The 11,939-nt window shown below is 74.6% G+C and carries 11 protein-coding genes; all 11 read right to left on the bottom strand.

Going from position 1 to position 11,939, the window contains the following annotated elements; all coding sequences use genetic code 11:
* On the bottom strand, window positions 1–744 hold a 744-nt coding region (gene pyrF, locus FA014_RS13735), incomplete at its 3' end, for an orotidine-5'-phosphate decarboxylase (RefSeq protein ID WP_154730227.1).
* Complete coding sequence (carB, locus tag FA014_RS13730) at window positions 741–4,091, bottom strand: carbamoyl-phosphate synthase large subunit (RefSeq protein WP_154730226.1); 3,351 nt, start codon at window positions 4,089–4,091, stop codon at window positions 741–743. The genes pyrF and carB, both read right to left, overlap by 4 nt.
* Window positions 4,091–5,317, bottom strand: coding sequence for a glutamine-hydrolyzing carbamoyl-phosphate synthase small subunit (gene carA, locus FA014_RS13725; protein ID WP_154730225.1), 1,227 nt, complete (start codon window positions 5,315–5,317; stop codon window positions 4,091–4,093). The genes carB and carA overlap by 1 nt, the downstream gene beginning before the upstream one ends.
* Entirely contained in the window at window positions 5,314–5,856 is a 543-nt protein-coding gene (locus FA014_RS13720) for a PH-like domain-containing protein (RefSeq protein ID WP_154730224.1), read from the bottom strand. The genes carA and FA014_RS13720 overlap by 4 nt, the downstream gene beginning before the upstream one ends.
* Window positions 5,856–7,208, bottom strand: coding sequence for a dihydroorotase (locus tag FA014_RS13715; RefSeq protein ID WP_154730223.1), 1,353 nt, complete (start codon window positions 7,206–7,208; stop codon window positions 5,856–5,858). The genes FA014_RS13720 and FA014_RS13715 overlap by 1 nt, the downstream gene beginning before the upstream one ends.
* Window positions 7,205–8,248, bottom strand: a complete 1,044-nt coding sequence (locus tag FA014_RS13710) for an aspartate carbamoyltransferase catalytic subunit (RefSeq protein ID WP_154730222.1) — start codon at window positions 8,246–8,248, stop codon at window positions 7,205–7,207. Before FA014_RS13710 ends, FA014_RS13715 begins: the two co-directional genes overlap by 4 nt.
* Window positions 8,245–8,862, bottom strand: a complete 618-nt coding sequence (gene pyrR / locus FA014_RS13705) for a bifunctional pyr operon transcriptional regulator/uracil phosphoribosyltransferase PyrR (protein WP_154730221.1) — start codon at window positions 8,860–8,862, stop codon at window positions 8,245–8,247. Before pyrR ends, FA014_RS13710 begins: the two co-directional genes overlap by 4 nt.
* A gap of 347 nt (window positions 8,863–9,209) precedes the next feature.
* Entirely contained in the window at window positions 9,210–9,626 is a 417-nt protein-coding gene (gene nusB, locus FA014_RS13700) for a transcription antitermination factor NusB (protein ID WP_147793616.1), read from the bottom strand.
* A 1-nt stretch (window position 9,627) separates the two neighbouring features.
* Window positions 9,628–10,191 carry an elongation factor P gene (efp, locus tag FA014_RS13695; RefSeq protein WP_146832013.1) on the bottom strand — a complete coding sequence of 188 codons (564 nt, stop codon included), beginning with the start codon at window positions 10,189–10,191 and terminating at the stop codon, window positions 9,628–9,630.
* Window positions 10,192–10,353: 162 nt separating this feature from the next.
* Window positions 10,354–11,313 (bottom strand): GGDEF domain-containing protein, encoded by a 960-nt coding sequence (locus FA014_RS13690; RefSeq protein ID WP_154730220.1) that lies wholly within the window; start codon window positions 11,311–11,313, stop codon window positions 10,354–10,356.
* 114 nt (window positions 11,314–11,427) lie between these two features.
* Window positions 11,428–11,939 (bottom strand): hypothetical protein (locus FA014_RS20050; RefSeq protein WP_328288200.1); only part of this gene is annotated, 512 nt, incomplete at its 5' end.

Genomic DNA, 11,939 nt, shown 5'->3' with positions numbered 1-11,939 from the left:
GAACACGGCCGCCAGCTCCGCCGCGCCCGCGCCCTGGGCACCGACGCCGGGGGCCAGCAGCGGCCCGCGCACGGCGGCCAGGTCCACGCCCAGGCGCGCGGCGGCGTCGCCGATGGTGGCGCCCACGACCAGGCCGATCGACCCCAGCGCCTCCCCCGCGGCCGGCCCGCCGTCCGCGAGCTCTGCCGCGTTCGACGCACCCGCCGCGCGCGCCACCCGGTCCGCGACGGCCACGCCGTCGGCGTCCCGCGCGTGCTGCACCTCGGCCCCCTCCGGGTTGGACGTGAGCGCGAGCACGAACAGCCCCCGCCCGGTGGCGAGCGCCAGGTCGACGGCCGGCTGCAGCGAGCCGAACCCGAGGTACGGCGACACGGTCAGCGCGTCGCCGGCCAGCGGCGAGCCGTCCCGCAGGAACGCGTCCGCGTAGGCGCCCATCGTCGACCCGATGTCACCGCGCTTGGCGTCCACGACGACCAGGGTGCCGGTGTCCCGGCCGGCGGCCACGACCTCCTCCAGCGCCGCGACCCCGGCGGAGCCGTGCCGCTCGAAGAACGCCGCCTGCGGCTTCACGGCCGCCACCCGGCCCCCGACGGCCTCCAGGACCGTCAGCGCGAACCGGCGCACGCCCTCCGCGCTGTCCGGCAGCCCCCACGCGTCCAGCAGGGACGCGTGGGGGTCGATGCCGACGCAGAGCGGGCCGTGCTCGGCCGTCGCCGCCGCGAGGCGGGCGCCGAACGGCCTCACGCGACGACCCCGCGAGCGCCGGCGACGGACGCGGCCGCGGCGGCCCGGCGGCCCGCCGTCGCCGCGTCGTGCTCCTGCAGGCTCGCCACGCGGAACGGCCCGGCCAGCGCCGCCTCGATGCCCTGCACCGCCGCGCCGAGCTGCTGCACGGTCGTCACGATCGCCTTGTCCGCCGCCGTCGTGGCCGCGCGGATCTCGTAGCCGTCGGCGCGGGCGCCCTGGCCGGACGGCGTGTTCACGACGATGTCGACCTCGCCGGCCGAGATGAGGTCGACGATCGTCGGCTCCCCCGCCGGCCCGCGGCCGGTCGAGAACTTCCGGACGACGGTCGAGGCGATGCCGTTGCGCTTGAGCACCGCGGCGGTGCCGTCCGTGGCCAGGATCTCGAAGCCCAGCTCCTGCAGCCGCTTGACCGGGAACACGATCGACCGCTTGTCCCGGTCGGCGACCGAGATGAACGCCCGCCCGCCGGTCGGCAGGCCGCCGAACGCCGCGGACTGCGACTTGGCGAACGCCGTCGGGAAGTCGGTGTCGAAGCCCATGACCTCGCCGGTGGAGCGCATCTCCGGGCCGAGCACGGTGTCGACCACGGTGCCGTCGGCGGTGCGGAACCGCTTGAACGGCAGCACGGCCTCCTTGACGGCGATCGGCGCGTCCAGGTCGATGACGCTCGCGTCGTCGACCGGCAGCAGGCCCGAGGCCCGCAGGTCCGCGATCGACCGCCCGGTCATCACCAGCGCGGCGGCCTTGGCCAGCGGCACGCCCGTCGCCTTCGACACGAACGGCACGGTGCGGGACGCCCGCGGGTTCGCCTCGAGGACGTAGAGCACGTCGGACACCAGCGCGAACTGGATGTTCAGCAGCCCGCGCACGCCGACGCCGGCCGCGATGGCCTCGGTCGACTCGCGGATCCGCCGCAGCTCGGACTCGGACAGGCTGACCGGCGGCAGCACGCACGCCGAGTCGCCGGAGTGGATGCCGGCCTCCTCGATGTGCTCCATCACACCGCCGAGGAACAGCTCCGTGCCGTCGTACAGCGCGTCGACGTCGATCTCGATGGCGTCGTCCAGGAACCGGTCGATCAGCAGCGGGGGCAGGGCGCCGCCGCGGGCGGAGGCGTCGGCCAGCGCGCGCTCGACGTACTCGGTGAGCTGCTCGTCGGAGTAGACGATCTCCATGCCGCGGCCGCCCAGGACGTACGACGGGCGCACCAGCACCGGGTAGCCGATCCGGGCGGCGGTCTCCCGCGCGACCGGCAGCGTGGTCGCGGTGCCGAACGCCGGCGCGGGCAGGCCCGCCGCGGCGAGCACGGCGCCGAACGCGCCGCGGTCCTCCGCGGCGTCGATCGCGGCCGGCGGGGTGCCGAGGATCGGCAGGCCCGCGTCCTCCAGGCGCTGCGCGAGCGACAGCGGCGTCTGGCCGCCGAGCTGCACGATGATGCCCGCCACCGGGCCGGCTGCCTTCTCGGCCTCGTAGACCTCGAGGACGTCCTCGAAGGTCAGCGGCTCGAAGTACAGCCGGTCCGCGGTGTCGTAGTCCGTGGACACCGTCTCGGGGTTGCAGTTGACCATGACGGTCTCGAACTCGCCCTTGAGCGCCAGCGTCGCGTGCACGCAGGAGTAGTCGAACTCGATGCCCTGGCCGATGCGGTTCGGCCCGGAGCCGAGGATGAGCACCGCGGGGCGCTCGCGCGGGGCGACCTCGGTCTCCTCGTCGTAGGACGAGTAGTGGTACGGCGTGCGGGCCGCGAACTCGGCGGCGCAGGTGTCGACCGTCTTGTAGACCGGGCGGACGCCGAGCGCCTGCCGGACCTCGCGCGCCACGTCCTCGCTCACGCCGCGCAGCTGCGCGACCTGGACGTCGGACAGGCCGTGCCGCTTGGCGCGGCGCAGGACCGCGGCGGTCAGCTCGGGCGCGGCCGCGGTCTCGGCCGCGACCTCGTTGATCAGCTGCAGCTGGTCGAGGAACCACGGGTCGATGCCGGTGCGGGCGTACACCTCGTCCACGGACACGCCGGCGCGGAGCACCTGCTGCACGTCGACCAGCCGGTGCTCGGTGGGCCGGGAGATGGTCGCGACCAGCGCGTCCAGCGCCTCGCCGGTCAGGGCCTCGCCGTCCCAGTGGAACGTCGTGCCCTTCCGGTCGATGGACCGCATCGCCTTGCCCAGCGCCTCGGTGAAGTTGCGGCCCAGGGCCATGGCCTCGCCGACGGACTTCATCGTGGTGGTGAGCGTCGGGTCGGCGGCCGGGAACTTCTCGAACGCGAACCGCGGCACCTTGACCACGACGTAGTCGAGCGTGGGCTCGAACGACGCCGGCGTGGAGCCGGTGATGTCGTTCGGGATCTCGTCCAGTGTGTAGCCGACGGCCAGGCGCGCGGCGATCTTCGCGATCGGGAAGCCGGTGGCCTTCGACGCCAGGGCCGAGGACCGGGACACCCGCGGGTTCATCTCGATGACGATGATCCGGCCGGTGTCGGGGTTCACCGCGAACTGGATGTTGCAGCCGCCGGTGTCGACGCCGACCTCGCGGATGACCGCGATGCCGATGTCCCGCAGCCGCTGGTACTCGCGGTCGGTCAGCGTGAGCGCCGGGGCCACCGTGACGGAGTCGCCGGTGTGCACGCCCACCGGGTCGACGTTCTCGATCGAGCAGACGACCACGACGTTGTCCGCCTTGTCGCGCATGAGCTCGAGCTCGTACTCCTTCCAGCCGAGGATCGACTCCTCCAGGAGCACCTCGGTGGTCGGCGAGTAGTGCAGGCCCTGGCCGACGATCCGGCGCAGGTCCGACTCGTCGTAGGCGATGCCGGATCCGAGGCCGCCCATGGTGAACGACGGGCGGACGACCACCGGGTAGCCCAGGTCCGCGACGGCGCCCAGGGCGTCGTCGATGGTGTGCACGATCGCCGAGCGGGCGGACTCGCCGCCGCAGACCTCGACGACCTGCTTGAACTGCTCGCGGTCCTCGCCCTTCTGGATGGCGGGGATGTTGGCGCCGATCAGCTCGACGCCGTACTGCTCGAGCACGCCGGCCTCGTCCAGGGCGATGGCCGCGTTGAGGGCCGTCTGGCCGCCCAGCGTCGGCAGGATCGCGTCCGGGCGCTCCTTGGCGATGATCGAGGTGAGCACCTCGGTGGTGATCGGCTCGACGTAGGTCGCGTCGGCGAACTCCGGGTCGGTCATGATCGTCGCCGGGTTCGAGTTCACGAGGACGACCCGCAGGCCCTCCTCCTTGAGCACGCGGCACGCCTGGGTGCCGGAGTAGTCGAACTCGGCGGCCTGGCCGATGACGATCGGGCCGGAGCCGATGACGAGGACGGAGTGGATGTCGGTGCGGCGAGGCATCAGGCGCCCTTCGGGGAGTCGGTGACGTCGGTGGCCTGGCCCGCGGCAGCGGCACCCGCAGCAGGGTCGCGCATGAGGTCCAGGAACCGGTCGAACAGGTAGGCGGCGTCGTGCGGGCCCGCGGCGGCCTCGGGGTGGTACTGCACCGAGAAGGCCGGCAGGTCGAGGGCGGCGAGGCCCTCGACGACGTCGTCGTTGAGGTCGACGTGCGAGACCGTCACGCGGCCGTACCGCCCGCCGTCGTGCGGGGCGACCGACACCTCGTCGAGCGGCGCGTCGACCGCGAAGCCGTGGTTGTGCGCGGTGATCTCGACGCGGCCCGTGGCGCGGTCGAGCACCGGCTGGTTCACCCCGCGGTGCCCGTAGCCGAGCTTGTAGGTGCCGTAGCCGAGCGCGCGGCCGAGCAGCTGGTTGCCGTAGCAGATGCCGAAGAACGGGATCCTGCGGTCCAGCACCTCGCGGAGCAGCTCGACCTCGTGGGTCGCCGCGGACGGGTCCCCGGGGCCGTTGGAGAAGAACACGCCGTCGGGGGCCGTGGCGAGCACGTCGTCGATGGTCGACCGCGACGGGAGCACGTGCACCTCGATGCCGCGCTCGGCCATCCGGTTCGGGGTCATCGACTTGATGCCGAGGTCCACGGCGGCGACGCGCGCGACCGGCTCGGCGAGCGGAGCGCCGTCCGGGCCCAGCGCGGGCACCACGTACGCGGCGTCCGTGGACACCTCGCCGGCGAGGTCGGCGCCGGCCATCTGCGGGCGGTCCTGCACCTCGGCGACCAGGTCCTCGGCCGCGCGGCGGCGGCCGGCCGCGTCGAGCAGCGCGTCCCCGGACACGATCGCGGCCCGCATCACGCCGCGCTCGCGCAGGTGCCGGGTCAGGGCGCGGGTGTCGATGCCCGCGATGCCGACGACGCCCTGCGCCGCGAGCTCCTCGTCGAGGCTGCGGTCGCTGCGCCAGTTCGACGCGCGGCGCGCGGGGTCCCGCACGACGTACCCCGAGACCCAGATGCGACCCGACTCGGGGTCCTCGTCGTTGACGCCGGTGTTGCCGATGTGCGGCGCCGTCATCACGACGATCTGGCGGTGGTAGCTGGGGTCGGTCAGCGTCTCCTGGTAGCCGGTCATGCCGGTGTTGAAGACGATCTCGCCCCAGGTGGTGCCGGTGGCCCCGTAGGCCTCGCCGGCGAACGTCCGCCCGTCCTCCAGGACCAGCAGTGCGTCCGTCATGAGCTCTCCTTGGACCCGCCCGCGGCGGGTGTCGTTCCGATGAGGGTCTGGGTGGCCGCGAGCAGCGCGTCCGCCTCCTGGCGGTGCCGCAGGCGCAGGCCGGTGTCGAGGCCGCGGGGGTCGTCGTCCGGGCTGGGGGCCCAGGTCAGCACGACCAGCCCCTCGCCGCCGACGACCTTGCCGGCCATGCCGCCGGAGGTGCCCGCCGCGCGCAGCGCCGCGCGCGGGACGAACACGTCCGGCGCGCCTCGTCGTCGCACGACCACGCCCTGGTCGAAGACCTGGACCGTGGCGGCCGAGCGGACGCCGAGGCCGTGCGCCCCGACCCGGTCGAGCCAGTCGCCGGCGCGGGTGGTGGACACGTAGGTGGCGTCGAGGGGCTCGGTGCGGGCGTCGCCCAGGGCCTCCTCGGCGGGGACGGCCGGGGGCGCGGGCACCGGGCTCGCGCCGCGGCTCAGCCGGCGCCAGCCCCTGCCCATGCCGACGAGCAGCGCCGCGCCGAGCACGACGAGGACCGTCACCGACAGCCAGGGCGGCATCAGGGCGTCACCCGCCCCGCGGCGAAGCGCGGGTCCGCGGGGTCGTCCTGCGGCACGCCGTCGAGCACCGTGGCCCGGCCGCGCAGGAACGTCGCGACCACGCGGCCCGGCAGCTCCCGGCCGCGCAGCGGCGAGTTCGCCGACGCGGTGGCCTGCCGCTCGGGCTCGACCACCCGGCGCTGCTCCGGGTCGACCAGCACGAGGTTGGCCGGCTCCCCCACCGCGATCGGTCGGCCGTGGCCCTCGACCCGGCCGATCCGCGCCGGGTTCGTCGACAGCACCCGGGCGACGTCCGCCCAGGTCATCCGGCCCGTGTCGACCATGGTCTGCTGCACGACCGACAGCGCGGTCTCCAGGCCGGTCATGCCGAACGCGGCCGCCGCCCACTCGCAGTCCTTGTCCTCGCGGGTGTGCGGGGCGTGGTCGGTCGCGACGATGTCGATCGTGCCGTCGGCCAGGCCCTCGCGGACCGCGTCGACGTCCGCCTGCGTGCGCAGCGGCGGGTTCACCTTGAACACCGGGTCGTACCCGCGGGCCTCCTCGTCCGTGAGGACCAGGTGGTGCGGGGTGACCTCGGCGGTGACGTCGATGCCGCGGGACTTCGCCCAGCGGACGATCTCCACGGAGCCGGCCGTCGACAGGTGGCAGACGTGCAGCCGCGAGCCGACGTGCTCGGCCAGCAGCACGTCCCGGGCGATGATCGCCTCCTCCGCCACCGCGGGCCAGCCCGCCAGTCCGATCTCCGCCGACACGACGCCCTCGTGCATCTGGGCGCCCTCGGTCAGCCGCGGCTCCTGCGCGTGCTGGGCGATCACGCCGTCGAACGCCTTGACGTACTCCAGCGCGCGGCGCATCAGCACCGGGTCGTGCACGCACTTCCCGTCGTCGCTGAACACCCGGACCCGGGCGGCGGAGTCGGCCATCGCGCCGAGCTCGGCGAGGTGCTCCCCCGCCAGGCCCACGCTGACCGCGCCCACCGGGTGCACGTCCGCCCAGCCGGCCTGCGCGCCGAGGCGCCAGACCTGCTCGACGACGCCCGCGGTGTCCTGCGTGGGGGTGGTGTTGGCCATCGCGTGCACGGCGGTGAACCCGCCGGCCGCGGCCGCGCGGGTGCCGGACGCGATCGTCTCGGCGTCCTCCCGGCCGGGCTCGCGCAGGTGGGTGTGCAGGTCCACCAGGCCGGGCAGCAGCACCATGCCGGTCGCGTCGATGACGTCGAGGTCGTCGGGCGCGTTCTCGGCCGCGTCTCCGGCCTCCGGGCCGATCGCCGCGACCAGGCCGCCGGCGACCAGCACGTCGGTGGGCTCACCGCCGAGGGGGCGGACGTCCTTGAGCAGGTACTGCGCGGTCATGCGGTGGCTCCGGCGGTGGTCGTGGCGAGGGTGCTGGTCAGGGCGGGGACGGCGCCGGTGGCGGGTGCCGCGGCGGTGTCGCCGTCGCCCGACAGCAGCAGGTAGAGCACCGCCATCCGCACGGCCACGCCGTTCGCGACCTGCTCGACGATCACCGCCCGGGGCGAGTCCGCCGCGTCCGCGGAGATCTCCAGCCCGCGGTTCATCGGGCCGGGGTGCAGCACGATGCTGTGGTCCGGCAGCGTCGCCAGCCGGCGCGCGTCCAGCCCGTACAGCCGGGTGTACTCCAGCGGGCTCGGGAAGAACCCGCCGCCCGCTGTCGACATCCGCTCGCGCTGCACGCGCAGCATCATCACCGCGTCGGGCCCCTGGGCGAGCACGTCGTCCAGCCGGTAGGACACCGCCGCCGGCCACGGGCCGACGCCCACCGGCAGGAGCGTCGGCGGGGCCACGAGGGTCACGCGGGCGCCGAGGGTGTGCAGGAGGTCGACGTTCGACCGGGCGACCCGGCTGTGCAGGACGTCGCCGACGACGGCCACGTGCAGCCCGGCGAGGTCGTTGCCGACGCCGTCGGGGTTGGTGGCGCTGCCCGTCAGGTGCCGGCGGATCGTGAACGCGTCCAGCAGCGCCTGCGTCGGGTGCTGGTGCATCCCGTCGCCCGCGTTCACCACGGCAGCCTCGGTCCAGCCGGCGTGCGCGAGCGTGTGCGGCGCACCGCTGGCCTGGTGCCGGATGACGATCGCGTCCGCGCCCATCGCCTGCAGGGTCAGCGCGGTGTCCTTGAGCGACTCGCCCTTGGACACGCTCGACCCCTTGGCCGAGAAGTTGATGACGTCGGCGCTCAGGCGCTTGGCGGCCGTCTCGAACGAGATCCGGGTGCGGGTGGAGTCCTCGAAGAACAGGTTCACCACCGTGCGGCCCCGCAGCGTCGGCAGCTTCTTGATCTGCCGGCCCTGGGTGGCGGCCATCTGCGCGGCCGTGTCGAGGACGCGGATCGCGGCGGCGCGGTCGAGGTCGGCCGTCGACAGCAGGTGCCTCATCGGGGGCCTCCCGCCCCGGCGCCGCTCTCGATGACGACCTCGGTGCGGCCGTCGGTCTCGGCGAGCAGCACGCGCACGCGCTCCGCCGTCGACGTCGGGAGGTTCTTGCCGACGAAGTCCGCCCGGATCGGCAGCTCGCGGTGCCCGCGGTCCACCAGTGCGGCCAGCTGCACCGCCCGCGGGCGGCCCAGGTCGTTGAGCGCGTCCAGCGCCGCGCGGATCGTCCGGCCGGAGTACAGCACGTCGTCCACCAGCACGACGACCTTGCCGTCGATGCCGCGCGCCGGGACGCTCGTCGCGCCGATGCTGCGGGTGGGGTGCTGCGCCAGGTCGTCGCGGTACATCGTGACGTCCAGGCTGCCGACCAGGTCCTCGGCCACCAGGCCGGGCTCCACGGCCGCCAGCCGCGCCGCCAGGCGGTGCGCCAGCGGGACGCCGCGGGTCGGGATGCCGAGGACGACCAGGTCGTCGCCGCCCTTGTTGCGCTCGAGGATCTCGTGGGCGATGCGCGTCAGCGCGCGGGCCACGTCCTGCTCGCCGAGCACGACTGTCGCTGCTGTGGTTGCGGTGTCCGCGACACTGGTGTCGTCGGGCACGGGGGTACCGGAGGTCATCCGGGCCGCTCCTTCCCCGCCTCACGGGACGGTGTTAAAGGAATGCTCGTTCCCCGGCACCTTACACAGCGCGGCGGGGCGCGGCGCGGCGCGTCCACGCGCGCGGGGGCGTGACCCGCGCCACGCCCCCGCTGCCCCCCCTGCTGCGCCCTGCCGCCGCGCCCCCGCTGCCGCGCCCCGGTTCGATGCCGCCGAGTCTCCACTTCGCGCCTCCGTGAGCAGCGCCGCGCACAGGCACAGGATGGAGACTCGGCGTCAGCCCGGACCCGGCAGCCCGGACCCGGCAGACAGGACGCAGCGCGGCCCCCGGCGCCCAGAGGGCGACGGGGGCCGTTCGGCGTGCGGGGTCAGGCCAGGAGGGTCGGCTTCAGGTCGACCAGGCGGCCCAGGAGGCCGTTGACGAAGCCCGGCGACTCGTCCGTCGACAGGCTGCGGGCCAGCTCGACGGCCTCGTCCACGGCGACCGCGTCGGGCACGTCGTCGTTGAACAGGATCTCCCACGTCCCGATCCGCAGCAGCTCGCGGTCGACGGCGGGCATCCGCTCGATCGTCCAGCCGTGCGAGTGCGTCGCGATGACCTCGTCGATCCGCGCCCGCTGCGCCTGCACGCCCTCGACCAGCTCGACCGAGTACTGCGGCAGGGCCGCCTCGGTCCCGGGCTGGGCGATGCGGTCCGCGAGCACGGTCAGCGGGTCGAGCCGGCGCTGCTCCGCCTCGAAGAGGACGTCGAGGGCCCGCTTGCGGGCCTTGGTGCGAGCTCCCACCTCAGTCGTTCACGCGGCCCAGGTAGCTGCCGTCGCGGGTGTCGACCTTGACCTTGGTGTCCGACTCCAGGAACAGCGGGACCTGGATCTGGTAGCCGGTCTCGAGCGTCGCGGGCTTGGTGCCGGCGGACGAGCGGTCACCCTGCAGGCCCGGCTCCGTGTAGGTGACCATGAGGGTCACCGACGGCGGCAGCTCGACGTACAGCGGCACGCCCTCGTTGGTGGCGACCATCGCGTTCGTGCTCTCGAGCATGAAGTTCGCGGCGTCGCCGACGGTGGCGGCCGGGACGGTGATCTGGTCGTAGGTGTCCGTGTCCATGAACACGAAGTCGTCGCCGTCCTTGTACAGGTACTGCATGTCGCGCTTGTCGACGTTCGCGGTCTCGACCTTCAGGCCCGCGTTGAACGTCCGGTCCACGACCTTGCCCGAGAGGACGTTCTTGAGCTTGGTCCGGACGAACGCGCCGCCCTTGCCGGGCTTCACGTGCTGGAACTCGATGACCGTCCAGAGCTGGCCGTCGATCTTCAGCACGGTGCCGTTCTTCAGGTCGTTCGTCGTCGCCACGTGTCGCTGCTTCCTGTCGGGGTACGTCGGGGTTGCGTCTGCCGCGGGCCGCCACGCGCGCCCGCGGGTCGCGGACGGGGCTGGGCCGCCGACCATCTTAGCGCGCGGCGCCACCCCTGCTCCCGCACCCCGCGGGCCGGTCGCCGGGTGGCGGTCGCCGGGTCAGGCGCTCCCGGCGCGCACCCGGCGCGCGTCCTTCGCGGCGAACAGGTCGGCGTCGGCGCGGTCCAGCAGGCTGCGCACCGTGTCGTCGGGGCGGAGCTCCGCGACGCCCGCGCTGGACGACAGCGCCCCCTGCCCCGCCGCCGACGCGGCCCACCGGCGGGCCGCGTCCTCCTCGGTTCCCGGGAGGACCACGACGAACTCGTCCCCGCCGACGCGCCCGAGGAACGCGCCCGGCGTGAGTCTCGTGCGCCAGGCGGCCGCGAGGTCCGCGAGCAGGTCGTCCGCGCCGAGGTGGCCGTGCCGGTCGTTCACGACCTTGAAGTCGTCGACGTCGAACGCCACGACGCTCAGCGGCACCCCGCGCCGGAGGACCCGCGGGAGGGTGTCGGCGGTGCGCTCGTAGAAGGCGCCGCGGTTCAGCGCGCCCGTGAGGTGGTCGGTCCGGGCCTGCTGCCGCAGCCGCTCCGACTGCTGCGCCATCACCCAGCACGAGAGCAGCGCCATCACGCTCGCCGCGACCACGATCACGGGGTGCACGGCCGCGGGCGCGAACGTCGCGGACAGGGCGATCGTGGCGACCACGACGCCCCCGACGACGGCGGCGCGGCGCTGCTCGAGGGCGTAGGCGGCGAACTGCCCGGCCACCACGAACCCGAGCGCGAAGACGACGACGCCCTGCGCCGTGTGGCAGGTGGTGACGAGCACGCCGGAGGTGACGATGCCCACGACGAGGACCGCCTGCGTGCTGCGCTGGTGCACCGGCAGCGTGAGGAGCACCCCGCACAGCACCACGTCGACGGCCGACACCACGAGCCACCAGTGCACGGGCGACTCGGGGTCGGCGGGCCACACCCCGCCGAGCGCCGTGACGACCGCCATGGTGAACAGCCCGATGGTCAGGTGGTCGCGCGCCGTGACGTCACGGCCCTCGCCTGCACCCTCGTGGTTCGCCCGCATGCCTCGGCATCGGGAAGCGCTGCCCGTGACTGGACCGCTGAAACGGGTGAAGCGGGCGAACTGGGCGTCCTGACTGCCGCACCCCGGCCTGCGGCGATCGTCCCCCGCGTGGGGTCAGCGCGTCAGCAGCCAGCGTCCGAGCACCCCGACGCCCGCCGCCCAGAGCAGCGACGCCAGCGTGCCGATCACGAACCGCTCGGACACCGCCGGGTCGTCGCCCGCCCGCAGCTCCGGGTACCGGCCGAGGCCCTTGACCGCCACGACGACGGCCACGCCACCCGGCTCGCCGGCGAGCAGCGTGCCCGTGATCGCCAGCCGCTCCAGGACGCCGATCCAGGTGCCGCCGCGCAGCTTGGCCCGGGCGCGGTCGCTGTCGGGGCCGTCGCCGAGCGCCCGGGCGTTCGCGTCGCCGTCGGCTCCGGGGTTGACCTGGCCCTTGCGGTACTCGCGGGGACGGTCGTTGGCGGGCCCGGCGGACCGGTCGGCACCCGCTCCCGCGCGGGCGCCCCCGGCGCCGTCCGCGCCCGGCCGTCGCCCGCCGCGGTCCGCGAGCCGGAGCACGCCCGCCGCGGCGACCCAGCCCAGGCCGACGCTGACCACCAGGGCGCCCACGACCAGCACGGTCC

Source organism: Cellulomonas hominis (assembly GCF_005239125.1).
Classification (GTDB): domain Bacteria; phylum Actinomycetota; class Actinomycetes; order Actinomycetales; family Cellulomonadaceae; genus Cellulomonas; species Cellulomonas hominis_A.
Note: the sequence above shows the minus strand (reverse complement) of the source record. Positions and strands in the feature narration are given on the sequence as shown.

Coding starts and splice junctions, on each gene's coding strand:
- carB (WP_154730226.1), bottom strand. CDS start 4,091: ATGCCTCGCCGCACCGACATCCACTCCGTCCTCGTCATCGGCTCCGGC.
- carA (WP_154730225.1), bottom strand. CDS start 5,317: ATGACGGACGCACTGCTGGTCCTGGAGGACGGGCGGACGTTCGCCGGC.
- FA014_RS13720 (WP_154730224.1), bottom strand. CDS start 5,856: ATGCCGCCCTGGCTGTCGGTGACGGTCCTCGTCGTGCTCGGCGCGGCG.
- FA014_RS13715 (WP_154730223.1), bottom strand. CDS start 7,208: ATGACCGCGCAGTACCTGCTCAAGGACGTCCGCCCCCTCGGCGGTGAG.
- FA014_RS13710 (WP_154730222.1), bottom strand. CDS start 8,248: ATGAGGCACCTGCTGTCGACGGCCGACCTCGACCGCGCCGCCGCGATC.
- pyrR (WP_154730221.1), bottom strand. CDS start 8,862: ATGACCTCCGGTACCCCCGTGCCCGACGACACCAGTGTCGCGGACACC.
- FA014_RS13690 (WP_154730220.1), bottom strand. CDS start 11,313: ATGCGGGCGAACCACGAGGGTGCAGGCGAGGGCCGTGACGTCACGGCG.